Raw genomic sequence first — 25,311 nt, 5'->3', positions numbered from 1 at the left:
GATCCCTTGCAGCAGAGAACGACGTTTCACGTGAAACACGATGCCAGCGCCGAGCCCGAATGGGCCGCGACACTCCGTCTTGTGCCGTTTTGATGGCATTTACGGAATTTCCTCTGCCTCTTTTCGAGGAAGGGAAGATTCCAACGCTCCCTGCCGGGCTTGCTCCGGCAGGGAGCAATCAACGCCGGCGGCCCCTCGATACCCGGCTGACACGCGCCGCCTTCGCCCGCTTGGCCGCGAAGCGCACGCCGCCCGGGCTCTCCCCCACCTCGACCCGCACCACGGTCGACGGCGGATCCACGATGCCCTCGCCCACATGCACCACCGAGGTCTCGACCACGCCGAGCTTGCTCAGCGCCGCCCGGGCGCCCTTGAGCTCCTCCTCCGCCGCATCACCCTTGAGCGCCAGCATCTCGCCGTACGGACGCAGCAGCGGAACACCCCAGCCGGCCAGTCGGTCGAGTGGAGCGACGGCGCGGGCGGTCACCACATGCACCTGCGGAAGCTTGCCCATGACCTCTTCGGCCCGGCCCCGGACGACCGTCACATGGTCGAGTCCGAGCAGCTCGACGACCTCCTGCAGGAAGGTCGTCCGCCGCAGCAGCGGCTCCAGCAGCGTGATCTTGAGGTCCGGCCGTACCAGCGCCAGCGGGATACCGGGCAGCCCGGCCCCCGAACCCACGTCGCACACCGAGACGCCCTCGGGCACCACCTCGGAGAGCACCGCACAGTTCAGCAGGTGCCGCTCCCACAGCCGCGGGACCTCACGCGGGCCGATCAGCCCTCGCCTCACCCCCGCGTCGGCGAGCAGTTCGCCGTACCGCACGGCCTCCGGAAAGCGCTCGCCGAATACCTCCTGCGCCGCCTTCGGCGCGGGAGGGAGCTCCGCTGCTTCCTCCGTCACGGGAACCGCCCTTCCTCTGGACTGCTTTTCCTGCCGGGATCCCCGGGCCTTGACCACCCGGGATAACACAGAACGCTGACAACTTTTGGCCCCGCCTGCGAGCAGACGGGGCCAAAGAAAAACGGGAACGCCGTGCGATCAGGCCGGGAGGACGACCACGCGACGCTGCGGCTCCTCACCCTCGGACTCGCTCCGCAGGCCGGCGGCCGCCACCGCGTCATGGACGACCTTGCGCTCGAACGGCGTCATCGGATCGAGCTTCACCGGCTGGCCGGTGCCCTTGGCCTCCTCGGCCGCCTTGGCACCGATCTCCGTGAGCTGCTCGCGCTTACGCGCCCGGAAGCCGGCGATGTCCAGCATCAGACGGCTGCGGTCACCGGTCTCCCGGTGCACGGCCAGCCGGGTCAGCTCCTGCAGCGCCTCCAGCACCTCACCGTCGCGGCCCACCAGCTTCTGCAGATCGCGGCTGGTCGAGTCGCTGATGATCGACACGGCGGCGCGGTCGGCCTCGACGTCCATGTCGATGTCACCGTCGAGGTCGGCGATGTCCAGCAGACCCTCGAGGTAGTCGGCCGCGATCTCGCCTTCCTGCTCCAGGCGGGTCAGGGTGTCGGTGCCCTCGGCGGCAGGGGTCGTGTCCGTCACGAAAGGACTCCTTCTTACTTCTTCGACGGGTGCTTGGGACGCTGCTGGCCCTTGCGCTGTCCGGACTTGGCGGTACGGGACCCGGAGGCGCCGCCCTTCCCCTTGCCCTCCTGCGCGTCCTTCTTCTCCAGCGACTGCTTCTTCGTGCCGCCCTGGCCGGAGCCCGCCGAGTCGGCGTCCGTGTCGTGTGCCGACGATCCGGCACGCGTACGGTTCTGCGCACCGCCGGCCGCCGGGGCACCGCCGGTCTGCCGCTTGGCCTTGGTCTGACGCTTGGGCTGCTGGCGGTTCTGGCGCGCCTCCTCGGCGGCCTGCTTCGCCTCGACGACGGCCGGGTCCTCGACGAGCTTGCCCGCGGCCCGCAGCCGCTCCTGGCGCTCCGCGAATGCCTTGCTGCCCGGGGTCGGGTTACGACGGATGACGAACATCTGCTGGCCCATGGTCCACACGTTGGTGGTCAGCCAGTAGACGAGAACACCGACGGGGAAGTTGATGCCGAAGACGGCGAACATGAGCGGGAAGACGTACATCAGCATCTTCTGCTGCTGCATGAACGGCGTCTTCACCGTGAGGTCGACGTTCTTGGTCATCAGCTGGCGCTGCGTGTAGAACTGCGACGCCGACATCAGGACGATCATGATGATCGTGACCACGCGGACGTTGGTGACCGAGGCGCCGAGGCTCTCGATCTTCGCCGCGCTGTCCATGAACTTCGCGGCCAGCGGCGCGCCGAAGATGTGCGCCTTCTGCGCGCTCTGCAGCAGCGTCTCGTCGATGACGCCGACCGTTTTGCCCTGCGCGATGTGGCTGAGGACCTGGTACAGCGAGATGAAGAACGGCGACTGGGCCAGAATCGGGAGACAGCTCGAGAGCGGGTTGGTACCCGTCTCCTTGTAGAGCTTCATCATCTCTTCGGACTGGCGCTGCTTGTCGCTCTTGTAGCGCTCCTGGATCGCCTTCATCTTCGGCTGGAGCGCCTGCATGTTCCGCGTCGACTTGATCTGCTTCACGAAGAGCGGGATCAGGCAGATACGGATCAGCACCACCAGCGAGACGATGGACAGACCCCACGCCGCGCCACTGTTCGGGTTGAAGATCAAGCTGTAGAACGAGTGGAACTGGACGATGATCCAGGAAACAGCGGTATAGAGGGGACCGAGGATCGTGTCCACGAATCAGGCTCCTTGGGCGTTGGGCTGAGTCTCGGGCTGGGCGACAGGCTCAGGGACGGTGGGCCCGCCCAAACGGCTCCTCAGCCGCTGATGCCAAACCGGACGCTTCCGGGGAGGGACGTGGTCGACCCCACCGAGCGACCACGGATTGCAGCGCAGGATGCGCCAGGCAGTCAGCGCAGTCCCTTTCACCGCGCCGTGCCGGTCGATGGCCGTGAAGCCATAGTGCGAGCACGACGGGTAGTACTTGCAGACCGGTCCCAGCAAGGGACTGATGGTCCACTGATAGATCTTGATCAAAAGCAGCAGCGGGTACTTCACTGTGCGCTCCCTCCCGGGTCCCGGCCGGGGTTCCGGGAGCCCGCGGCGCGGCCGCTGTCGGTTGCGGCCCCCGCGGGATTGCAGCCTCTCGGCACCCCTCCCGGCAGCCGCGCCAACGCGGCGTCCAGGTCGCGGGCCAGCTCGTCATGAGCCGCGTCACCCGCGCCGGGCAGGGCCCGTACGACAACCAGGCTACCGGCGGGCAGCCGGTCCAGCCGTTCGCGCAGGAGATGCCGGAGCCTTCGCTTGACCCTGTTGCGCACAACCGCGTTGCCGACGGCCTTGCTCACGACGAAACCCGCACGCGTCGGGGGAACGCATTCCCCCGACGCGTGCGGGTCCGTTGCACCGCTACGACAATGAACGACAAGGAGCGGGCGCCCGGCCCTGCGTCCCCGGCGTACCGCGGTCGCAAAGTCCTCGCGCCGCCTCAGCCGATTTTCGGTAGGCAGCACGTCATGGACCTAGGTCAGGCTGCTCAGGCCGACAGACGGGCGCGACCCTTGCCACGGCGGGACGCGAGGATCGCGCGGCCGGCACGGGTCCGCATGCGCAGACGGAAGCCGTGGGTCTTCGCGCGGCGGCGGTTGTTCGGCTGGAAGGTGCGCTTGCTCACTCGGGGGCTCCAGGAATGCTTGATGTCTCATGGTTGAGACAGATGTGGGGCGTCGTTGGCTGTCACCGTGCGCCCACGAGTAACTCGCAACGCCTAAGTGCACCGCTTCACGATCACCGGAGCGCGATCTTTGCCCATCGGAGGCAGGCGGCAGCAGCCATCGACAACTCGACCTGGTCACGGTACGCGCGGCTACGCCATCCGGTCAAACCGGCTTCTCGGAGCCACGAGCGCACCCTTGTCAGGACACACTATGCACAGCCTGTGGACAACAACTTGAATCCCCAGGCCCGCCCTGACTACCGTGGCTGAACTCCGATTCCTTCCCGCCCGTCCCGAGAATCACACATTCGTGGGACTGTGAGAGAGCGTGCCCTGTGGCTGATGTACCTGCCGATCTTGCCGCAGTGTGGCCGCGCGTGCTCGACCATCTCCTGCGTGCGGATGCCGACGGCATCAAGCCCAAGGACCAGGACTGGCTCAAGCGCACCCAGCCGCTGGCGCTGGTCGCCGACACCGCGCTGCTCGCCGTCCCCAATGAATTCGCCAAGGGCGTGCTCGAGGGCCGGCTGGCACCGCTGATCGGGGAGGCCCTCAGTCATGAGTGCGGCCGCCCGATCCGGATCGCGATCACCGTCGACGACTCCTCCGAGGAGCCCGCGACGCCGGCAGCGCCCGCGCAGCAGCACCAGGCGCCGCAGCAGCACCAGACATCACAGCACCAGAGCCAGCAGCCCCCGCATCATCAGCAGTCGCACCAGTCGTCGCAGCAACACGACGCGTACGACTACGACCCGCGGCGGGAGTCCCGGCAGGGCTATGGGCACCAGGGCGACGACCTGCCCGGCGTCCGGCCCGCCTACCCCGACTATCAGCAGCCCCGGCACGAGCCCGGCTCCTGGCCGCAGCACTCCGGCACGATGGCCGGCGGCCCGGGCCCGCGCGAGGACTACGGCTGGCAACAGCAGCACCTCGGCGGCTTCCCCGACCGCGACACCTCCGCGGACCAGTGGCGGGAGCCGTACGGCTCACGGCCGCAGCACCAGCAGCCGCAGGGCGACTACCGCGCCCAGGGCCACGACCGCGGCGGGCGGCCGCAGCACTCCGACGGCGGCCGCCCGCCCTACGACCAGCAGCGTCGCGATCTGGCCGACCACCAGCCCGGCGGGCACAACGGCCGCTCCGGCCCCGGCGCCGCCCTTCCCGCGCCGAGCGGTGCGCCCGGCCCGCTGGCCGCGCAGCCCGCGCCGGCGACCGGCCCCGGTGAGCCGACCGCGCGGCTGAACCCGAAGTACCTCTTCGACACCTTCGTCATCGGTGCCTCGAACCGCTTCGCGCACGCCGCTGCGGTCGCCGTCGCCGAGGCGCCCGCCAAGGCGTACAACCCGCTGTTCATCTACGGGGAGTCGGGCCTCGGCAAGACCCACCTGCTGCACGCGATCGGGCACTACGCGCGCAGCCTCTACCCGGGCACCCGGGTGCGGTACGTGAGCTCGGAGGAGTTCACCAACGAGTTCATCAACTCCATCCGCGACGGCAAGGCGGACGCGTTCCGCAAGCGCTACCGCGACATGGACATCCTGCTGGTCGACGACATCCAGTTCCTGGCGAGCAAGGAGTCGACGCAGGAGGAGTTCTTCCACACCTTCAATACGCTGCACAACGCCAACAAGCAGATCGTGCTCTCCAGTGACCGGCCACCCAAGCAGCTGGTCACCCTGGAGGACCGGCTCCGCAACCGCTTCGAGTGGGGCCTGATCACCGACGTCCAGCCGCCCGAGCTGGAGACCCGGATCGCGATCCTCCGCAAGAAGGCGGTGCAGGAGCAGCTGAACGCGCCCCCGGAGGTGCTGGAGTTCATCGCGTCCCGGATCTCGCGGAACATCCGCGAGCTGGAGGGCGCGCTCATCCGGGTCACCGCGTTCGCCTCGCTCAACCGGCAGCCGGTGGACCTGGGGCTGACCGAGATCGTGCTGAAGGACCTGATCCCCGGGGGTGAGGACGCCGCACCGGAGATCACCGCCACCGCGATCATGGCGTCCACCGCCGACTACTTCGGGCTGACCATCGACGATCTGTGCGGCTCGTCGCGCAGCCGGGTGCTGGTGACCGCCCGGCAGATCGCCATGTATCTGTGCCGCGAGCTGACCGATCTCTCGCTGCCGAAGATCGGCGCGCAGTTCGGCGGGCGGGACCACACGACCGTGATGCACGCGGACCGCAAGATCCGCGCGCTGATGGCCGAGCGGCGCTCGATCTACAACCAGGTCACCGAGCTGACCAACCGCATCAAGAACGGCTGAGGCCGCCGAGGCCGGCAGCCCGCCGTCAGGCGCGCCCAGGGCGCTCCGGGACCCGTTCCCGGAGCGCCCTTCTTCGTACCGCGGCCCTGCGAGGGGCGTGGGGGAGCGCCGTCAGGAAGCCCGGGGAGAGCGTCCCGTACGGCCCGCGAACAGGGTCCCGCACGGCCCGCGAGCCGCCCGTCGCCCGCTGTCGAGCCCGTCCCGAGCCTGTGGAGTACGCCGGCGGTGTTCGATTCCGGGCCTGGTCACGGCCTCTCTCCACAGATTGGGCAAGATTCTTCCGTCCACACCCTGGGGAGAGGAAAGTTATCCCTGTGGGATCCACAGGCTGGTGTACTGACGGGGCATCGGGGGAGGTCAGCCGGGTGTGGATTTGTGGCCAACCACTCTCCACAGGCTGTGGACAAAGTTTTCGTCCACAGGGGCGTGGATGACTTGTCCACCGTCCGCCCACAGGTGAGCCGCCGTTGTCCCCAGCGATCTCCGGCTTCTCCACACCGCTGTCCACTGTTCGGCAACGCAACACCCTCACTCACCGGCCCGAGTGAAAGCCGTCACATGAAGGTGAGTGGTTGGGCTGTGGGGAACGTGGGTAAAGCTGGGGATGGCACTGGGGAGAAGTACCCCTCCCCTGTGCATCGGGTGTGCAGAACTTTGGGCGGTCCACAGAACCGCCGGCTTATCCACGGGCGTCGCCCACAGGGGCAGTGGACAAAAAATCCGCGCTGACCTGCGAAGAAGCAGTTGTCCACGGTTTCCACAGGCCCTACTACTACGACCACGGATATCTACCGGGGAACTCGCTCGGAAACGGGGCCTGTGCACAACTTGGCCGCCGAGCGTCCCGGACCGGTCGAGCCGACTTGACCCCGAGCCGCACCGAGTGTCGGTGGCGTGCGTCAGACTGGTCTCCGGCAACTCAGCCGACGACGAAGGCCAGCAGGGCGAGAGCCAGCAACAGCAGGAGGCGGTTTCCGGTGAAGATCCGGGTGGAGCGCGATGTACTCGCGGAGGCAGTGGCCTGGGCGGCCAAGAGCCTCCCGGCCCGTCCGCCGGTGCCCGTCCTCGCGGGCCTGCTGCTGAAGGCCGAGGACGGCGCACTGAGCCTCTCCGGCTTCGACTACGAGGTCTCCGCACGCGTCTCGGTGGAGGCCGAGGTCGAGGAAGAGGGCACGGTCCTCGTCTCCGGCCGGCTGCTCGCCGACATCTGCCGTGCGCTCCCCAACCGCCCGGTGGAGATTTCCACCGACGGTGTACGCGTCACCGTCGTCTGCGGCTCCTCGCGGTTCACCCTCCACACCCTTCCTGTGGAGGAGTACCCGTCCCTGCCCACGATGCCCACCGCCACCGGCACCGTCCCCGGTGAGGTCTTCGCCGCGGCCGCCGCCCAGGTGGCCATCGCCGCCGGCCGTGACGACACCCTCCCGGTGCTCACCGGCGTACGGATCGAGATCGAGGGCGACACGGTCACGCTGGCCTCCACCGACCGCTACCGCTTCGCCGTGCGCGAGTTCCTGTGGAAGCCCGAGAGCCCCGACGCCTCCGCGGTCGCGCTGGTCCCCGCCAAGACGCTGCTGGACACCGCCAAGTCCCTGAGCAGCGGTGACACCGTCACCCTCGCGCTCTCCGGCTCCGGCCAGGGCGAGGGCCTGATCGGTTTCGAGGGCGCCGGCCGCCGGACGACCACGCGTCTGCTGGAGGGCGACCTCCCGAAGTACCGCACGCTCTTCCCGACCGAGTTCAACTCGGTCGCCGTGATCGAGACCGCCCCGTTCGTCGAGGCCGTCAAGCGTGTGGCGCTGGTGGCCGAGCGGAACACCCCGGTCCGGCTGAGCTTCGAGCAGGGCGTGCTGATCCTGGAGGCCGGCTCCAGCGACGATGCACAGGCTGTGGAGAGGGTCGACGCCGACCTGGACGGCGACGACATCTCGATCGCCTTCAACCCCGGCTTCCTGCTGGAGGGCCTGTCGGCCATCGACTCCCCGGTGGCGCAGCTGTCCTTCACGACCTCCACCAAGCCGGCGCTGCTGAGCGGCCGTCCGGCCAAGGACGCCGAGGCCGATGACGCGTACAAGTACCTGATCATGCCCGTGCGGCTGTCGGGCTGACCGTGCCGAGCGGCCGGCCGCTCCTCGGGACCCTTGCGGCGACTGGCTGAAGGGCCCTGATGAGCGGCTGAGCCCACAGCTGTGCACGGACCTGCGGGCGTAGGCTCGGACGCGGGTACAACAGCAACGACTACGTGCAAAGAGGGTCTCTGATGGAGCTCGGCCTCGTCGGTCTCGGCAAGATGGGCGGCAACATGCGCGAGCGCATTCGCCGCGCCGGCCACACCGTCATCGGATACGACCGCAACCCGGACCTGGCGGATGTCAACAGCCTCCAGGAGCTTGTGGACAAGCTCAAGGGCCCGCGGGTGATCTGGGTCATGGTGCCGGCCGGCGCCGCCACCCAGGCCACGATCGACGAGCTGGCCGGGCTGCTCTCGCCGGGCGACATCGTCGTCGACGGCGGCAACTCCCGCTGGACGGACGACGAGAAGCACGCCGTGGAGCTGGGCATCAAGGGCATCGGCTTCGTCGACTGCGGTGTCTCCGGTGGTGTCTGGGGCCTGGAGAACGGCTATGCGCTGATGTACGGCGGCCAGGCCGAGCACGTCGCCAAGGTGCAGCCGATCTTCGACGCCCTCAAGCCGGAGGGCGAGTTCGGCTCCGTGCACGCCGGCAAGGTCGGCGCCGGCCACTTCGCGAAGATGGTCCACAACGGCATCGAGTACGCGATGATGCAGGCGTTCGCCGAGGGCTGGGAGCTGCTGGAGGCCGTCGACTCCGTCACGGACGTGCGTGAGGTCTTCCGCTCCTGGCAGGAGGGCACGGTCATCCGTTCCTGGCTGCTCGACCTCGCGGTCAACGCGCTGGACGACGACGAGCACCTGGGGAAGCTGCGCGGCTACGCGGAGGACTCCGGCGAGGGCCGGTGGACGGTGGAGGCCGCCATCGACAACGCCGTGCCGCTGCCCGCGATCACGGCCTCGCTCTTCGCCCGCTTCGCCTCCCGTCAGGAGGACTCCCCGCAGATGAAGATGATCGCCGCGCTGCGCAACCAGTTCGGCGGGCACGCGGTCGAGACCAAGAAGTAACAGCAGCAACAGCAGTACCAGTAAGGAAGCAGCCGGGGGAGGTCGGCGCACCGCCATGCACGTATCGCATCTGTCACTCGCCGACTTCCGCTCGTACGCCCGGGTCGAGGTCCCGCTCGACCCGGGCGTCACGGCTTTCGTGGGCCCCAACGGACAGGGCAAGACGAATCTGGTCGAGGCGGTGGGCTATCTGGCCACCCTCGGCAGCCACCGCGTCTCCTCGGACGCCCCGCTGGTGCGGATGGGCGCCGAGCGGGCGGTCGTCCGGGCCGCGGTCGTCCAGGGCGAGCGGCAGCAGCTGATCGAGCTGGAGCTGAACCCCGGCAAGGCCAACCGCGCCCGTATCAACAGGTCCTCGCAGGTCAGACCGCGCGATGTGCTCGGGATCGTACGGACGGTGCTGTTCGCGCCGGAGGACCTGGCGCTGGTCAAGGGCGACCCTGGTGAGCGCCGGCGGTTCCTGGACGAGCTGATCACCGCGCGCTCGCCGCGGATGGCCGGGGTGCGCGCGGACTACGACCGCGTCCTCAAGCAGCGGAACACCCTGTTGAAGACGGCAGCGCTGGCGCGCCGGCACGGCGGCCGGCAGATGGACCTGTCCACCCTCGACGTCTGGGACCAGCATCTGGCCCGCGCGGGCGCCGAGTTGCTGGCCCAGCGCCTCGATCTGATCGCCGCGCTGCAGCCGCTCGCGGACAAGGCGTACGAGCAGCTGGCGCCGGGCGGCGGGCCGCTGGCGCTGGACTACCGCGGCTCGGCGGGTGAGGCGCCGGCCGCGTCGACCCGCGAGGAGCTGTACGGCGTCCTGCTGACGGCGCTCGGTGAGGCCCGCAAACAGGAGATCGAACGCGGGGTCACGCTCGTCGGCCCGCACCGCGACGATCTGCTCCTCAAGCTGGGGCAGCTGCCGGCCAAGGGGTACGCCAGCCACGGCGAGTCCTGGTCGTACGCGCTGGCGCTGCGCCTGGCCTCGTACGACCTGCTGCGCGCCGAGGGCAACGAGCCGGTGCTCGTCCTGGACGACGTCTTCGCCGAGCTGGACGCGCGCCGCCGGGAGCGGCTGGCGGAGCTGGTGGCGCCGGGTGAGCAGGTGCTGGTGACCGCGGCGGTGGACGACGATGTGCCCGGTGTGCTGGTCGGGGCGCGCTATGCGGTCGCCGACGGCGCCGTGGAGAAGGTGACCTCGTGAGCGAGGAGCAGTCCGAGCGGCCCAGGACCCCGGAGCTGTCCGGTGTGGACCTGGCCCGGCAGGCGTTGGTGGCCGCCAAGGAGCAGGCGCGTGCGCGGGGCGCGGCCGCCCAGCAGAAGAAGCAGGCCCGGCGCGGGGGCCTGCGCTCCGGCGCGCGGGCGGACGGCCGCGATCCGCTGCCGCTCGGTGCCGCGATCAACCGGCTGATCACCGAGCGCGGCTGGGAGACCCCGGCCGCGGTCGGCGGGGTGATGGGGCGCTGGCCGCAGCTGGTCGGACCCGAGGTGGCGCAGCACTGCGAGCCGCAGCGGTACGACGAGGACGCCCGGGTGCTGACGGTGCAGTGCGATTCGACGGCGTGGGCGACCCAGCTGCGGCTGCTGGCCCCGACGCTGGTGGCCCGCCTCAACGAGGACCTCGGCCACGGCACCGTGAAGCTGATCAAGGTGCTGGGTCCGGGGGGTCCCGCACGCAGGTACGGGGCGCTGCGGGCGCCCGGCAGCAAGGGCCCCGGCGACACCTACGGGTAGGCCCCGGGCAGCCGTAAACCCCTGAGACGGGTGAGACTCCGCTCACGGTAGCCGCCGGTTGACAGCCGGAAGCGCTGAGTGCCCGTGTGAGCGTCCTGAGGCCCCGTCTCGGATATGGGGAGTCGGCGGACGGCGGTTCAGGGCGGCACATGACGACTCAGGTGCCTGCAAACCCCCATGAGTGTCGGCGCCACCGGTACACTGGTAGCAATCCCGCCCACTCGCGGAACATGTCGAACGACGCAGCCGCTCCCGCCTGACTCACCGGGGTGACCCGCCCAGGCGCGGAATGGCTTGTGCTGTGCCAGAAAGGGCGCTTCGTGGCCGACTCCGGCGACCTCAACGAGAACAACACGGCTTCTACTGAAGAGGGGGTTCCTGTCGGCCCGACGGGCGACTCCGCGGTGGAGAAGTCGTACGACGCCAGCGCGATCACCGTCCTCGAAGGTTTGGACGCGGTCCGCAAGCGTCCTGGCATGTACATCGGCTCCACCGGCGAGCGCGGTCTGCACCACCTCGTGCAGGAGGTCGTCGACAACTCCGTCGACGAGGCGCTGGCCGGCCACGCCGACACCATCGACGTGACGATCCTGGCTGACGGCGGCGTGCGCGTCGTCGACAACGGCCGCGGCATCCCCGTCGGCATCGTGCCGTCGGAGAACAAGCCGGCCGTCGAGGTCGTGATGACGGTGCTGCACGCGGGCGGCAAGTTCGGCGGCGGCGGTTACGCGGTCTCCGGTGGTCTGCACGGCGTGGGTGTGTCCGTCGTGAACGCGCTGTCGCAGCGGGTGGCGGTCGAGGTCCGCACGGACGGGCACCGCTGGACCCAGGAGTACAAGCAGGGTGTGCCGACCGCCCCGCTGGCCAAGCACGAGGCCACCGACGAGACCGGCACCTCGGTCACCTTCTGGGCCGACGGCGATATCTTCGAGACCACCACGTACAGCTTCGAGACGCTGTCGCGGCGCTTCCAGGAGATGGCGTTCCTCAACAAGGGACTGACCATCTCGCTCAAGGACGAGCGCCCCGACCACGTGGACGAGGACGGCAACCCGCTCGCGGTCCGGTACCACTACGAGGGCGGCATCGTCGACTTCGTGAAGTACCTCAACTCGCGCAAGGGCGAGCTGGTGCACCCGACGGTGGTCTCGGTGGAAGCCGAGGACAAGGAGCGGCACCTCTCCGTCGACCTCGCGATGCAGTGGAACACCCAGTACAGCGAGGGTGTCTACAGCTTCGCGAACATCATCCACACGCACGAGGGCGGTACCCACGAGGAGGGCTTCCGCGCCGCGCTGACCGGCCTGATCAACCGCTACGCGCGCGACAAGAAGCTGCTGCGCGAGAAGGACGACAACCTCACGGGTGAGGACATCCGCGAGGGTCTGACGGCGATCATCTCGGTCAAGCTCGCCGAGCCGCAGTTCGAGGGCCAGACCAAGACCAAGCTGGGCAACACCGAGGTCAAGACCTTCGTCCAGAAGGTGGTCCACGAGCACCTCAACGACTGGCTGGACCGCAACCCCAACGAGGCCGCGGACATCATCCGCAAGGGCATCCAGGCCGCGACCGCGCGGGTGGCCGCCCGTAAGGCGCGCGACCTGACCCGCCGCAAGGGCCTGCTGGAGACCGCGTCGCTGCCGGGCAAGCTGAGCGACTGCCAGTCCAACGACCCCGAGAAGTGCGAGATCTTCATCGTCGAGGGTGACTCCGCCGGTGGCTCGGCCAAGTCCGGCCGCAACCCGGAGTACCAGGCGATCCTGCCGATCCGAGGCAAGATCCTCAACGTCGAGAAGGCCAGGGTCGACAAGATCCTGCAGAACAACGAGGTCCAGGCGCTGATCTCGGCCTTCGGCACGGGCGTGCACGAGGACTTCGACATCAGCAAGCTCCGCTATCACAAGATCATCCTGATGGCGGACGCCGACGTCGACGGTCAGCACATCAACACCCTGCTGCTGACGTTCCTGTTCCGCTTCATGCGCCCGCTGGTCGAGGCCGGTCACGTCTACCTCTCCCGCCCGCCGCTGTACAAGATCAAGTGGGGCCGGGACGACTTCGAGTACGCCTACTCCGACGCGGAGCGGGACGCGCTGGTCGAGCTCGGCAAGCAGAACGGCAAGCGGATCCGCGAGGACTCGATCCAGCGGTTCAAGGGTCTCGGTGAGATGAACGCCGAGGAGCTGCGCGTGACGACCATGGACATCGACCACCGTGTCCTCGGCCAGGTCTCGCTGGACGACGCGGCACGCGCCGACGACCTGTTCTCGGTGCTCATGGGCGAGGACGTCGAGGCACGCCGCTCGTTCATCCAGCGCAACGCCAAGGACGTCCGCTTCCTCGACATCTGAGCCCTGTCGGCCCGATCAACAGCCGCAGCTCGAAAGGACTTTGAACCACCATGGCCGACGAGAACCCCCCTGTGACCCCGGACGGCGTGACCGCCGAGGGCGCGCCCGCCGCCATCGAAGGCGTCGGGATGCGCGTCGAGCCCGTCGGGCTCGAGACGGAGATGCAGCGCTCCTACCTCGACTACGCGATGTCCGTCATCGTCTCGCGTGCGCTTCCGGACGTCCGGGACGGCCTCAAGCCCGTCCACCGCCGGGTGCTGTACGCGATGTACGACGGCGGCTACCGCCCGGAGAAGGGCTTCTACAAGTGCGCCCGCGTCGTCGGCGACGTCATGGGTACGTACCACCCGCACGGCGACTCCTCGATCTACGACGCGCTGGTCCGCCTGGCGCAGCCGTGGTCGATGCGGATGCCGCTGGTCGACTCCAACGGCAACTTCGGTTCCCCGGGCAACGACCCGGCCGCGGCCATGCGGTACACCGAGTGCAAGATGAAGTCGCTGTCCATGGAGATGCTCCGGGACATCGACGAGGAGACCGTCGACTTCCAGGACAACTACGACGGTCGTAACCAGGAGCCGACGGTCCTGCCGTCCCGCTTCCCCAACCTGCTGATCAACGGGTCGGCCGGTATCGCGGTCGGCATGGCCACCAACATCCCGCCGCACAACCTGCGCGAGGTGGCGGCCGGCGCCCAGTGGGCGCTGGAGCACCCGGAGGCATCCCACGAGGAGCTGCTGGACGCGCTGATCGAGCGGATCAAGGGCCCGGACTTCCCCACCGGCGCGCTGGTGGTGGGCCGCAAGGGCATCGAGGAGGCGTACCGCACCGGCCGCGGCTCGATCACGATGCGCGCGGTGGTGGCGGTCGAGGAGATCCAGAACCGCCAGTGCCTGGTGGTCACCGAGCTGCCGTACCAGGTCAACCCGGACAACCTCGCGCAGAAGATCGCCGACCTGGTGAAGGACGGCAAGATCGGCGGCATCGCGGACGTCCGTGACGAGACCTCCTCGCGTACGGGCCAGCGCCTGGTGATCGTCCTCAAGCGGGACGCGGTCGCCAAGGTCGTCCTCAACAACCTCTACAAGCACACCGATCTGCAGACCAACTTCGGCGCGAACATGCTCGCGCTGGTCGACGGGGTGCCGCGCACGCTCTCCCTGGACGCGTTCATCCGCAACTGGGTGACGCACCAGGTCGAGGTCATCGTCCGGCGGACGAAGTTCCGGCTGCGCAAGGCCGAGGAGCGGGCGCACATCCTGCGCGGTCTGCTCAAGGCGCTGGACGCCATCGACGAGGTCATCGCGCTGATCCGGCGCAGTGAGACGGTCGAGGTGGCGCGCGAGGGCCTGATGGGCCTGCTGGAGATCGACGAGATCCAGGCGAACGCCATCCTGGAGATGCAGCTGCGCCGGCTGGCCGCCCTGGAGCGCCAGAAGATCACCGCGGAGCACGACGAACTCCAGCGCAAGATCAACGAGTACAACGCGATCCTGGCCTCGCCGGAGCGGCAGCGTCAGATCATCAGCGAGGAACTCGCCGCGATCGTCGAGAAGTTCGGTGACGACCGGCGCTCCAAGCTGGTGCCCTTCGAGGGCGACATGTCCATCGAGGACCTGATCGCCGAGGAGGACATCGTCGTCACGATCTCCCGTGGCGGCTATGTGAAGCGCACGAAGACCGACGACTACCGCTCGCAGAAGCGCGGCGGCAAGGGCGTACGGGGCACGAAGCTCAAGGAAGACGACATCGTCGACCACTTCTTCGTCTCCACCACCCACCACTGGCTGCTGTTCTTCACGAACAAGGGCCGGGTCTACCGCGCCAAGGCGTACGAGCTGCCCGACGCCGGCCGCGACGCACGCGGTCAGCACGTGGCCAACCTCCTGGCCTTCCAGCCGGACGAGCAGATCGCGCAGATCCTGGCGATCCGCGACTACGAGGCGGTGCCGTATCTGGTGCTCGCCACCAAGGCCGGCCTGGTCAAGAAGACGCCGCTCAAGGACTACGACTCGCCCCGCTCCGGCGGTGTGATCGCGATCAACCTGCGCGAGCAGGAGGACGGCACGGACGACGAGCTGATCGGTGCCGAGCTGGTCTCGGACGCCGACGACCTGCTGCTGATCAGCAAGAAGGCCCAGTCGATCCGCTTCACGGCGACGGACGACGCGCTGCGCCCGATGGGCCGTGCCACCTCCGGTGTGAAGGGCATGAGCTTCCGCGAGGGCGACGAACTGCTCTCGATGAACGTGGTCCGCGCGAACACCTACGTCTTCACGGCGACCGACGGCGGCTACGCCAAGCGCACCGCGGTCGACGAGTACCGCGTCCAGGGACGCGGCGGCCTCGGCATCAAGGCCGCCAAGATCGTCGAGGACCGGGGTTCGCTGGTCGGGGCGCTGGTCGTCGAGGAGACCGACGAGATCCTGGCGATCACGCTCAGCGGTGGCGTCATCCGTACGCGGGTCAACGAGGTGCGCGAGACCGGCCGTGACACCATGGGCGTCCAACTGATCAACCTGGGCAAGCGCGATGCCGTCGTCGGCATCGCACGGAACGCCGAGGCGGGTCGCGAGGCCGAAGAGGTCGACGGGGACGTGGTGCCCGACGAGACCGACGCGGCCGAGGAGACCGAGCCCGCGGCGGAGTAGCACAAGGAGCAGGTCGTGAGTGGAGCCACGGGCGCTACGGCGGGTGGACGAGGAGCAGCGAAGGACTCCTCGTCCGAGCCCGCTACCGTGACGGAAGACAGCGCCCGTGGCTCCGCCATTTCCGACAACGGCCCCCGGGACGAGGGCTCGCCGCACCAGGGGGGAACCGTGACAGACACCCGTCAGCCGCAGCCGCAGCCTGAGCCTCAGGGCCGGCCCCGGCAGACGCAGGACGGCCGTCAGCAGCCGTACCAGCCGCCTCAGGCGTATCCCAGCGGCGCCGGGCAGGGAGAAGGGCAGGCGGCCCGCCGGCCGCGTACGGACGCCCGTACGGTCCCGCGGACGCGCAAGGCCCGGCTGCGGGTGGCCCGGGCCGATCCGTGGTCGGTGATGAAGGTCAGCTTCCTGCTCTCCATCGCGCTCGGCATCTGCACGGTCGTGGCCGCCGCGGTGCTGTGGATGGTCATGAACGCGATGGGCGTCTTCTCCACGGTCGGCGGGACGATCAGCGAGGCCACCGCCAACGGCGACGGCGGCGGCTTCGATCTCCAGGGGTTCCTGTCGCTGCCGCGGGTGCTGCTGTTCACGTCGATCATCGCGGTGATCGACGTGGTCCTGGCGACCGCGCTGGCCACGCTCGGCGCCTTCATCTACAACCTGTCGGCGGGGCTCGTCGGGGGTGTGGAGCTCACTCTCGCCGAGGACGAGTGAGGCCCTGATGGGAGGGCGTTCCCGGGCCCCGGGGAACCGATTTTGGGAACGCCTCTGAAGTGCGCTAATCTTTCGGTGCAGCGAACGCGCGGCTATAGCTCAGACGGTTAGAGCGCTTCCCTGATAAGGAAGAGGCCCCAGGTTCAAGTCCTGGTAGCCGCACTGCACAATCGGCCCGGCCGGGGAACTCCCCGGCCGGGCCGATTCGTTGTACGGAGGCGGAAGTTGGTCCGCGTTCGGACGCTGAGGACGAGGCGTTGCCGACCGCGGGCTAGGTAACCAATCGATATCGACCGGTGTGTATCATCGGCCGACATAGGTCCCCTACGTCAACGAAAGACGAGGTCGCGCGGTGAAGAAGCTTCTCCTGGTCGCACTGGCCGCCATCGGCGGGCTCCTCGTGTACCGCCAGATCCAGGCGGATCGCGCCGAGCAGGATCTGTGGACGGAGGCGACCGACTCCGTGCCCGCAGGTTCGGGTGTCTGAGACCCATAAACGCACAGCAGGTTCGTACGGACCCCGATTGCCCTAGGGCGGTCGGGGTTTCGTATGTCCGGGGGCCGGCGGGGCGGTGTGACGGTGGGGGCCGGAGCGGGTCGGTCGGGGTGGCTGATTGTCGTTGCAGGACCGTGACGAAGATCCTCTTGAGTTTGCTATAGCACACCATTAAATTGCAGCAGCAAAGCTTCTGACTGTGACATGACCAGCAGGACACAAGGGGGATCAAGGCATGGCACACCGACCACGCAGAGGGGCGGTGGCGTTGCTCGGCGGGCTGCTGCTGGCCCTGACCGCAGCACCCTTTCCGGCCATCGCGGCCGCACCCGCGGCCGCACCGCCCGCCGACGGCTCCGGCATGGTGATGGTGCTCGACTCCTCGGGCTCGATGGCAGGGAGCGACGGCTCGGGCAGCACCCGGATCGCCGCCGCCCGGAAAGCCGTGGGCACGGTCGCCGACGCCCTGCCGGCCGGGTACCCGGTCGGTCTGCGCGTCTACGGCGCCGACAAGCCGAAGGGGTGCGACGACACCCGGCTCGCCCAGCCGGTCGCTCCCCTCGACCGGGCGGGCCTCAAACGGGCCGTCGCGGGCGTCAGGCCCAAGGGCGACACCCCCATCGGGCTCTCCTTGCGCAAGGCGGCGGAGGATCTGCCCGCGCCCGCCGGGGGAGCGACCGGCAAGCGGACGATCCTGCTGATCTCCGACGGCGAGGACAACTGCCAGGCGCCATCGCCGTGCAAGGTTGCCGCCCAACTCGCGGCGTCCGGGGTGGATCTGCGCATCGACGCCATCGGGTTCCAGGTGGCGGGCAAGGCCCGTACCCAGCTGGAGTGCCTCGCCAAGGCCGGCAACGGCCGTTACTACGACGCGCCTGACGCCGCGTCGCTCGCCCGCCAGCTCCAGCGCGCCGGTCAACTGTCGGTGGACGGCTACCGGTTCAAGGGCCGGCGTATCCACGGCACGGCGGACGGCGGCGGAGCGCCGAGCATGGGCCCCGGCCAGTATCTGGACTCCATCGGACCGAACGAAGAGCGTTACTACGCCGTCGGGCTGGACGCGGTCTCCACGGCGGACTTCTCGGCGACCGTGGTGCCGCAGCCCGGTGCGACCGTCGGCCTGCTCGACAGGCTGCGCACCCGGATCGCCTACGGCACCGACGGCACCTGCGAGTCGGACACCGGGATGTTCGGGCAGACGGAAGGCGCGACACCGCTCACCTCGAGCGTCAGCCGGGTCCCCTCGCAGAGCGGCTACGGCTCCTGTGACAAGGCGGGGCGGTACTGGCTGGTCGTCGAGCGCCGGGCCGCCAAGGGCTCGGACGCCACGCGGTGGCCGATGGAGCTGACGTTTCACGTGGAACATCCGCTGAAGAAGGGCGTCACGCCCGCCCAGTCGGCGCCGGAGTACGGCGCGGGCGGCAAGGACGCCACGCTGCCCACCACCGCGCCCCGGGACACCACCGGCGGCACCGGCTTCAACGACGCCCGCGCGCTGCGCCCGGGCGTCTGGCGGGACAAGGTGCTGCCCGCCCAGACCCTTTGGTACAAGGTGCGGGTCGGCTGGGGCCAGCAGCTGCGCTACGACGTGGAGTTCGCCAACGAGCCGACGGTCAAGGGCCACAGCTCCACCACGTCCTACGGCGGCACCCAGGTCTACACCCCGTTCCGTACACCGGTCGGCAGCGGCACCGGTCTGTTCGACCCGCATGTGCCCTACGACGGACGGCTGACCTCCCTCAGCATGGGAACGGTCCCGGTCGCCTGGACCAACCGCTATGAGGGGCACCCCGATGTCATCCCCGTACACGACAAGGGCGACTTCTACATCGCGGTGACGCTGGGCGCCAAAGCCTCCGAGATCGCACAGCACCCGCAAATCGGTGTGGTGCTGCGGGTCGCGGTGCTGGGCAAGGAGAAGTCCGGGCCCGAGGCGGGGGCAGCCACCAGCACCTCCGCCATCGCGGCCGGTGAATCCGGGCCCTCGCCGGACGGCGCGCAGGGCGGCAGTGGAGGATGGTCCACCGGACGCGTGGTGGCGCTCGCCGTAGGCGGCGTGGGCGTGCTGCTGCTGGCCGGCCTCGTGCTGGCCTACGTACGCGCCCGCAGGAAGCCGGTGGCCTAGGGGAATGCGGATCCGATGAGGGGTGGCTCGTGGTGACGGGGCGCAGGACGACTCGGACGATGTTTCACGTGAAACACGGACGCAGAGCGGTTGCCGTCCTGGCGGCGCTCGCCGCGGGAACGGCCCTGCCGGGGGCGATGGCGGTGGCCCGGGCCGAAAGCCTCCCCGGCTACCGGACGGCGAGCGGTGCCACACAGGTCCGCGGCACCTCCAGTGCCGCGGACGCCCCGCAGCTCACGCCCGGGCTGCACACCGACGCCATCAAGCGGGGTGAGCAGAAGTACTACGCGGTCACCCTGGACGCCAAGCACACCGCGTATTTCTCGGCGGTCGCGGCGCCCCCGCCGGGCACCAAGGTCGAGGACTACAAGGACAAGCTCACCATCAGCATCCAGGACAGCAGCGGGACGTCCTGCGGGCCGGACGCCACGCCGTCCTTCAGCGGCGGCGGCATGGCGTATCCGATCGCGGACTACGCCGCCCGACGCATCGGTGCCGACCGTACGGAGTGTCAGAAGGCCGGCCCGTACTACGTGGTGGTCAGGCGGGAGGGCTCGGCCACGTCAGGGCCCGACCCCTGGCCGATCGAGCTGAACCACCTCGACGAGCCCCCGCTCAAGGGCGCGGCCCCGGCACGGCCGGCACCGGGCAGCTGGAGCACCGCGACACCGGCCCCACGCACGGACCCCACGAAACGCACTGCCAGGGGCGGCACGGGCTTCAACGACGCCGGTTCGGTCGCCCCCGGTGTCTGGAAGGACCACATCAAGCCCGGCGAGACCCGCTTCTACCGGGTGCCGGTGGACTGGGGGCAGCGGCTCAATCTGAGCGCGGAGCTGCCGAACGCCTCGTCCGGAGCCACCGACTTCCTCCCGAGCGCGCTCGGGCTGGCCGTCTACAACCCGGCCCGTGGCGCGGTCGGTGCGCCCAACTTCGTCCCGTACGAGGGGAAGCCGGCCGTCGCCCCGACGTTCACCGCGCCCGTCGACTACGGCAACCGCCTCAACCCGACGGACTCGGTCAATGCGATGCGGTTCGCCGGGTGGTACTACCTCGCGGTCAGCCTGAGTCCCAACACCGCGCGCTACTTCTCCAAGGGCACGGAGCTCACCCTCCGGGTGGACGTCCGGGGTACCGCCAAGGCCGGGCCGGGCTACGCCGAGCCGGCCGGCACCTTCTCCGTCACGCCCGAGGACCAGGAGATGGCGCGCAACGGCCAGACCGCGGAGGAGGCGGCGAAGAGCGGCACGCTGACCACGGTCGGCTACGCCGGGATCGGCGCGGGGTCGGTGCTGCTGGCGGGGCTGGGCGCCTGGACCCTGGCGGCCCGGCGGTCGGCGGCGCGGGCCCTCGCGGGGCCGGGAGCGGGGCCGGGCACCGGGCCGGCGCCGCTGCCGCAGGCCACCACTCAGGCAGCCCCGTCCTCCTCGTCAAACCGGCCGACGCAGCCGGGACGGCCCGGACAACAGACACCGCATCAGCAGCAGTTCCGGCCCCCACAGGGCTGGTAGCCCGCGGCAGCCGCCACGGACCCGTCAGGCGGAGAGCAGCGCCCAGACGCCGACCGCGATGCACAGCAGCGCCACGATCAGCACCGGGACCGCGACCTTCGGGGGCGGTCCCGGTCTCCGGTACGGGGCCGGCGGCGCCGCGGCGGGCGCGCTCGCGAGTGCGCCCACCGGAGGCTGCCCCGGCACCGGGTGCGGCCCGGCCGTGTAGGGACGGGTCGCCGGGTTCTCGTGGTGGACCGCGGCGGTCGGCTCGTAGGCCGGAGGCGGGGGCGGCGACTGCGGCATCGGCACGGGCACCGGCGTGGACACCGGTGTGGACGCCGGAGCGGGGCCGGGTACCGGTGTCGGGGTGGGCGTGGGTGTCGGCGGGGTGCTCGGCCCGGGCGGCGCGAGCTGGAAGCTCCCGGTGTCCGACAGGGAACCGTGCCCGAGGACGCCGGTGCCCAGCGCGGCGCCCGACGTCGGCTCCCCGGCGGTCCCCTTGGTCTTCGGCGGCCCGTCCGGACCGTATCCGGCCGGCAGCGGGCCGATGTGGTCGAAGACCTCGACGATCTCTTCCTCGACGGTCGGTTCCGGCAGCATCTCCACGGCGGCCAGAACCGCCTTGCGCGCCCCTGTGGCCGTCTTGAAGCGGCAGTCCGGGTTGGGGTGCACCAAGGACGCCAGCACCTGCCACAGCGGCTCCGGTACGTCCTCGGGCGCGTTCGGGATCCCGTGGTCGGCGAAGTGCCCGATCAGCTCCTCGGCGTCCGGCTTGATCCCGGTGAGCAGATAGAGCGCGACCAGGCCGACCGCGAACAGGTCCGCGGGGAAGTCCGGTTCGGCGCCCAGCATCTGCTCGGGAGCGAAATAACCGGGCGTCCCCACCACATAGTTGGCCTCGGTGAGCCGCGGCTCGCCCTTGCGCATCGCGATGCCGAAGTCCGACAGCCGCAGGTGCGGACGCCCGGTGCCGGTGGCCTCCAGCAGGATGTTCGCCGGTTTGATGTCGCGGTGCACCACGCCCTCCGCGTGCACCGCGGTCAGCCCGGCCAGCAACTGGTCGAGCAGCACGCACACGAACCGCGGCGGCAGGGGGCCGTAGTCGCCGGTCAGGTGGGCCAGCGAGCCGCCGTTCACCAGATCCATGGTGAACAGCACCTTGTCGTCGTCGGCGGCCCAGCTCGCCGGGGCCAGCACATGCGGATGGTCGATCCGCAGCGCCTGTTCGCGGACGAACCGCAGCAGCGTGTGCGCGTCGCTCTGCTGCAGCACCTTGGCCGCCACGTAGCGACGGCGCCGGTGGTCCCAGGCGCGCCAGACCGCGCCCACACCCCCTCGGCCGATCGGATCGATCAGCTCGTACCGACCGGCGAAGATCTCACCCATTGCGCCCCGTCCGCTTTCTCGCGACGTCCCCTGTGGCCGGCCGTGGAGCTAGTTCTGGTGCCCCTCGTAGTGGGCGACCGCGTCCGCGGTGCGGCCGGCACCGTAGACCCGGAGGAACTCTGCCAGTTCGGGATGAGTGGGGGCGAGGGTGTTCGCCGCATCGATGATGTCGCCGGCGTCGGACACCGATCGCAGCAGCGACTGGATCTCCCGGACCACCCGCCGCACCGTGGTCGCCCCGGTCGACGACGTCTGCTGTGCGGTGTTGTTGAGCACCGAGCCGCCCGCCGTCTTCTTGATCTCCTCCATGCGGTCGGTGGCCTCGGCGGCGCTCACACTGCCGTCCGAGACCTGACCGGCCAGTTCCTGCAGCGCCTGGACCCGCTGGACCACGGCCGGGTTGCCTATCTTCGCCCGCTGTCCGCTCATCAGCTGGGACAGCATCGGGGCGGAGAGGCCCAGCACGGCGGCCAGCCGGGCCTGGTTGAGGCCGAGATCGTCGATGAGACGGCGGAACAGCGCTCCCAGAGGCTCCCCGTACCAACTGCGCTGCAGCTCCCGGGCTCGTGCGGTGGCTTCCTGCTGTGCTGCGTCCATACCGTCTCCCCTGTCTCCCCGGTCGCTTCGCTGCCGCGAATCTCGCGAAGCATCCTACGGAGAGCGACGGGGTGCGGCGATACCCGGTCGGGAAAGGTGCCGGACACCGGGTACCCTGGTCCGCGAAGGGGCCTTAGCTCAGTTGGTAGAGCGCTGTCTTTGCATGGCAGATGTCAGGGGTTCGACTCCCCTAGGCTCCACTCCACTACACCCCTCTGACTTGCATAAACGCAGTCAGAGGGGTGTTTTTGTCCCCATTTTCCGTGCTGACGTGTCAGCACAGTGATGCTGACGCAAGCCTGCGGTGGCCTGTGATTGCAGTGCTGGGGGCCGCCTGCGCTCCCCCGCTTGAGACGTGGTTCGAGGATCGTGACTCAGCTCACCGTCAGGATCATTCGGCGGCGTCGCCGGGGATCTCGCCGAGCCGCACCTGCAGGCCGTCGAGTACGCGCCGGAGCCCGTAGTCGAACGTCTCGTCGCGGGCCGTTTCGGGGTCTTCGGCCTGCGGACCCTCCTCGCCGGCGGACCGCAGGCTCTCGATGAACTCGCGCTCGCTCTTGCCGCTTCGGGCGATCAGCGACAGGTACGCGGCCTCACTGGTCGCCATTCCGATGACGTACGAGATGACCGTTTTCATGGCGTGCCCGGTCTCGTCCGAGGGGAAACCGGCCGCCCTGTACACGGCAGCCATGCGCTCCGACATCTTCGTCACGTTCGGACCGAGGTGGATGAGGCCGACCTGGCCGAGTACGGAGGCGACCCAGGGGTGGCGGAGGATCATCGCCCGCAGGCTGTAGGCGCTGCGGGCGGCCGGGGTCCGCCAGTCCGCCGCGTCCGCGGCAGGGACCTCGAGCTCGCCGTAGACCTCGTCGACGACCAGCTCGATGAGCTCGTCCTTGTTGGCCACGTGGCGGTAGAGCGAGGTGGCGCCCGCGTCGAGCCGGGTGCCGAGCTTGCGCATGCTGAGGGACTCCAGGCCGTCCGTGTCGAGGAGTTGGACGGCCTCCGTGACGATCTGCTCGCGGCTGAGCTGCTCGCGTTGGCGGCGTGGGCGGGTCCAGACCGAGGCGATCGGTTTCTCGTCGGCGGGCATGGGGCCTCCTCGTGTGTCCGGCGCCAATGCGTCCGGCGCCGCCATCAAGGTAGCGCACGGCGTGCGCATCTTGCGCACATCGATCTTCGATGCGTACAGTGTGCGCATCAAGAGAACAGCGTACGCATCGAAGGGGTCCCCATGTCGGAGAAGAAGTTCGACCGCAGCCTCGACCTCGCGCACTGGCAGGCCCGGTTCGACGAGCTGCGTGCTGCCCACCACGTGCCGGGGGCCGCGCTCGCGGTGCTTGTCGACGGGGAGGTCCACGAGCTGGCGAGCGGTGTGCTGCACCGGGGGACCGGGGTGGAGGTGACGACGGACTCGGTGTTCCAGTCCGGTTCGATAGCCAAGGTCTACACCTCGACGCTGATCATGCGCCTCGTCGACTCGGGTGAACTGGACCTGGACGCGCCGGTGAAGGACATCGTCCCCGAGTTCGGGACGGCCGACGAGGAGGCCACGCGGACCATCACCACCCGCCAGCTGCTCTCCCACACCAGTGGGCTGACCTGTGACTTCACCTATGACGCCGGGCGTGGCGACGACTGTCTCGCCCGGTACGTCGAGGCCGCCAAGGACGTCGCCCTGGACTGCCGCCCCGGCACCGCCGTCTCCTACAGCGGCATCGGCTACAACGTCCTCGGCCGCATCATCGAGGTCCTGACGGGCCAGACCTGGGACGAGGCCCTGAAGGACCGCCTCTTCACCCCGCTCGGCCTCGAGCGCTCCATGACGCTGCCCGAGGAGGCCCTCTCGTACCGCGTCGCGATGAGCCACCTCGGGGAGCCGGGCCAGTACCCGGACCCGGCCCCCGCCTGGGACTTGATGCCGCGCTCGGCGGGCCCGTACGGCAGGGTCCTGGTCTCGGCGGGTGACGTGGCGCGCCTGGCCAAGATGCACCTCGACGGCGGCACGGCGCCCGACGGGACGCGGTTGCTCGGCGCCGAGACCGTCGAGCTGATGCAGCGCCGGGTGGCCGACGTGCCCGACAAGTGGACGGTCAGCGCGGACGGTTGGGGCCTTGGGTGGACCCTCTACGACTGGGACGGCATCGCGGGGTACGGCCACGACGGCGCCGCGATCGGCCAGTACGGCTACCTCCGCGTGGTCCCGCAGGCGGGCGTGGCCGTCGCGCTGCTCACCAACGGCGGCGGCGCGCGCGAACTCTACGCGGCGCTCTTCCGTGAACTGCTCGGTGATCTTGCGGGCGTGCGGATGCCGGACGCCTTCGAACCGCCCGCGCAGCCACCGGTGGTGGACTTCTCGCGGTACGTCGGGACGTACAAGCGCGCCGGTGTCGTCATCACCGTCTCCGAGCGCGAGGGCGCGCCCCACCTGGTCTACGAGTTCGTGGACGGCATGAAGGACTTCTCGCCGCCCTTGGACGTGGACCTGTACGCCGTGACGGAGTCCGTCTTCGCGGGGACGGGCGCGGGCCCTTCGTTCAGCGAGGGTTACATGCCGGTGGTCTTCTCGACGCTGGGCGACGGCACGGAGTGCTGCTACATCGGGATGCGGGCGGCGCCGAAGGTGGCGTGATGCCGGGGCGCCTATCTCCTTCGTCAAGCGGCAGGGGTCACACTGTTCCG

General features: G+C 69.5%; 20 protein-coding genes, 2 tRNA genes and 1 pseudogene. 14 read left to right on the top strand and 9 right to left on the bottom strand.

What is annotated here, in order from left to right; translation table 11 throughout:
• Positions 1-178: 178 nt before the first annotated feature.
• The 6 genes and pseudogenes from rsmG to rpmH all read right to left on the bottom strand — a co-directional run bounded on the left by rsmG (position 179) and on the right by rpmH (position 3,658).
• A complete protein-coding gene (rsmG, locus tag OO62_RS10300; protein WP_033267002.1) occupies positions 179-904 on the bottom strand; it encodes a 16S rRNA (guanine(527)-N(7))-methyltransferase RsmG in 726 nt (241 codons plus the stop codon).
• A gap of 138 nt (positions 905-1,042) precedes the next feature.
• Positions 1,043-1,549 (bottom strand): Jag family protein, encoded by a 507-nt coding sequence (locus OO62_RS10295; RefSeq protein ID WP_033267001.1) that lies wholly within the window; start codon positions 1,547-1,549, stop codon positions 1,043-1,045.
• 14 nt (positions 1,550-1,563) lie between these two features.
• A complete protein-coding gene (gene yidC, locus OO62_RS10290; protein WP_033267000.1) occupies positions 1,564-2,721 on the bottom strand; it encodes a membrane protein insertase YidC in 1,158 nt (385 codons plus the stop codon).
• 3 nt (positions 2,722-2,724) lie between these two features.
• Positions 2,725-3,042, bottom strand: a complete 318-nt coding sequence (gene yidD, locus OO62_RS10285) for a membrane protein insertion efficiency factor YidD (protein ID WP_033266999.1) — start codon at positions 3,040-3,042, stop codon at positions 2,725-2,727.
• An 86-nt stretch (positions 3,043-3,128) separates the two neighbouring features.
• Positions 3,129-3,497 (bottom strand): annotated as a pseudogene (gene rnpA, locus OO62_RS10280) (ribonuclease P protein component); the annotation flags it as partial.
• Positions 3,498-3,520: 23 nt separating this feature from the next.
• Entirely contained in the window at positions 3,521-3,658 is a 138-nt protein-coding gene (gene rpmH, locus OO62_RS10275) for a 50S ribosomal protein L34 (RefSeq protein ID WP_003949374.1), read from the bottom strand.
• Between the two features lie 377 nt (positions 3,659-4,035).
• Here rpmH and dnaA point away from each other — a divergent pair, with 377 nt between their 5' ends.
• The 12 genes from dnaA to OO62_RS10220 all read left to right on the top strand — a co-directional run bounded on the left by dnaA (position 4,036) and on the right by OO62_RS10220 (position 20,664).
• Complete coding sequence (gene dnaA, locus OO62_RS10270) at positions 4,036-5,961, top strand: chromosomal replication initiator protein DnaA (RefSeq protein WP_078617100.1); 1,926 nt, start codon at positions 4,036-4,038, stop codon at positions 5,959-5,961.
• Between the two features lie 977 nt (positions 5,962-6,938).
• On the top strand, positions 6,939-8,069 hold the full coding sequence (dnaN, locus tag OO62_RS10265) for a DNA polymerase III subunit beta (protein WP_033266997.1): 1,131 nt from the start codon (positions 6,939-6,941) through the stop codon (positions 8,067-8,069).
• Between the two features lie 152 nt (positions 8,070-8,221).
• A complete protein-coding gene (gene gnd, locus OO62_RS10260; RefSeq protein ID WP_033266996.1) occupies positions 8,222-9,100 on the top strand; it encodes a phosphogluconate dehydrogenase (NAD(+)-dependent, decarboxylating) in 879 nt (292 codons plus the stop codon).
• Between the two features lie 55 nt (positions 9,101-9,155).
• Complete coding sequence (gene recF / locus OO62_RS10255; RefSeq protein ID WP_033266995.1) at positions 9,156-10,289, top strand: DNA replication/repair protein RecF; 1,134 nt, start codon at positions 9,156-9,158, stop codon at positions 10,287-10,289.
• Positions 10,286-10,819 (top strand): DciA family protein, encoded by a 534-nt coding sequence (locus tag OO62_RS10250; protein ID WP_033266994.1) that lies wholly within the window; start codon positions 10,286-10,288, stop codon positions 10,817-10,819. Before recF ends, OO62_RS10250 begins: the two co-directional genes overlap by 4 nt.
• Positions 10,820-11,115: 296 nt before the next feature.
• Positions 11,116-13,170, top strand: a complete 2,055-nt coding sequence (gyrB, locus tag OO62_RS10245) for a DNA topoisomerase (ATP-hydrolyzing) subunit B (RefSeq protein WP_033266993.1) — start codon at positions 11,116-11,118, stop codon at positions 13,168-13,170.
• 50 nt (positions 13,171-13,220) lie between these two features.
• The gene (gene gyrA, locus OO62_RS10240) at positions 13,221-15,821 is read left to right on the top strand and encodes a DNA gyrase subunit A (RefSeq protein ID WP_033266992.1); all 2,601 of its coding nucleotides are present in this window, start codon (positions 13,221-13,223) and stop codon (positions 15,819-15,821) included.
• 15 nt (positions 15,822-15,836) lie between these two features.
• Entirely contained in the window at positions 15,837-16,532 is a 696-nt protein-coding gene (locus OO62_RS10235) for a DUF3566 domain-containing protein (protein ID WP_077192933.1), read from the top strand.
• A gap of 88 nt (positions 16,533-16,620) precedes the next feature.
• Positions 16,621-16,694: transfer RNA gene (locus tag OO62_RS10230), tRNA-Ile, on the top strand.
• Positions 16,695-16,884: 190 nt separating this feature from the next.
• Positions 16,885-17,019 (top strand): DLW-39 family protein, encoded by a 135-nt coding sequence (locus OO62_RS37755; protein WP_003958712.1) that lies wholly within the window; start codon positions 16,885-16,887, stop codon positions 17,017-17,019.
• Positions 17,020-17,263: 244 nt separating this feature from the next.
• Complete coding sequence (locus OO62_RS10225) at positions 17,264-19,153, top strand: vWA domain-containing protein (RefSeq protein WP_051732961.1); 1,890 nt, start codon at positions 17,264-17,266, stop codon at positions 19,151-19,153.
• A gap of 68 nt (positions 19,154-19,221) precedes the next feature.
• Positions 19,222-20,664: a hypothetical protein gene (locus OO62_RS10220; RefSeq protein WP_228332487.1), complete on the top strand. Its 1,443-nt coding sequence runs from the start codon at positions 19,222-19,224 to the stop codon at positions 20,662-20,664.
• A gap of 24 nt (positions 20,665-20,688) precedes the next feature.
• Here OO62_RS10220 and OO62_RS10215 read toward each other — a convergent pair whose 3' ends face one another.
• Positions 20,689-22,032: a serine/threonine protein kinase gene (locus OO62_RS10215; RefSeq protein ID WP_033266990.1), complete on the bottom strand. Its 1,344-nt coding sequence runs from the start codon at positions 22,030-22,032 to the stop codon at positions 20,689-20,691.
• A 48-nt stretch (positions 22,033-22,080) separates the two neighbouring features.
• Entirely contained in the window at positions 22,081-22,629 is a 549-nt protein-coding gene (locus OO62_RS10210; RefSeq protein ID WP_033266989.1) for a helix-turn-helix domain-containing protein, read from the bottom strand.
• 127 nt (positions 22,630-22,756) lie between these two features.
• On the opposite strand from OO62_RS10210, the gene OO62_RS10205 reads away from it, so the two are divergent.
• Positions 22,757-22,829: transfer RNA gene (locus OO62_RS10205), tRNA-Ala, on the top strand.
• A gap of 191 nt (positions 22,830-23,020) precedes the next feature.
• On the opposite strand, the gene OO62_RS10200 is transcribed toward OO62_RS10205, so the two are convergent.
• Positions 23,021-23,722: a TetR/AcrR family transcriptional regulator gene (locus OO62_RS10200; RefSeq protein ID WP_033266988.1), complete on the bottom strand. Its 702-nt coding sequence runs from the start codon at positions 23,720-23,722 to the stop codon at positions 23,021-23,023.
• A gap of 141 nt (positions 23,723-23,863) precedes the next feature.
• Between OO62_RS10200 and OO62_RS10195 the strand changes: the two genes are divergently transcribed.
• Positions 23,864-25,261: a serine hydrolase domain-containing protein gene (locus OO62_RS10195; protein ID WP_033266987.1), complete on the top strand. Its 1,398-nt coding sequence runs from the start codon at positions 23,864-23,866 to the stop codon at positions 25,259-25,261.
• Positions 25,262-25,311: the final 50 nt, after the last annotated feature.

This window comes from Streptomyces lydicus (assembly GCF_000717345.1).
Lineage (GTDB): Bacteria > Actinomycetota > Actinomycetes > Streptomycetales > Streptomycetaceae > Streptomyces > Streptomyces lydicus.
This window is presented reverse-complemented; position numbering and strand designations above follow the sequence as displayed.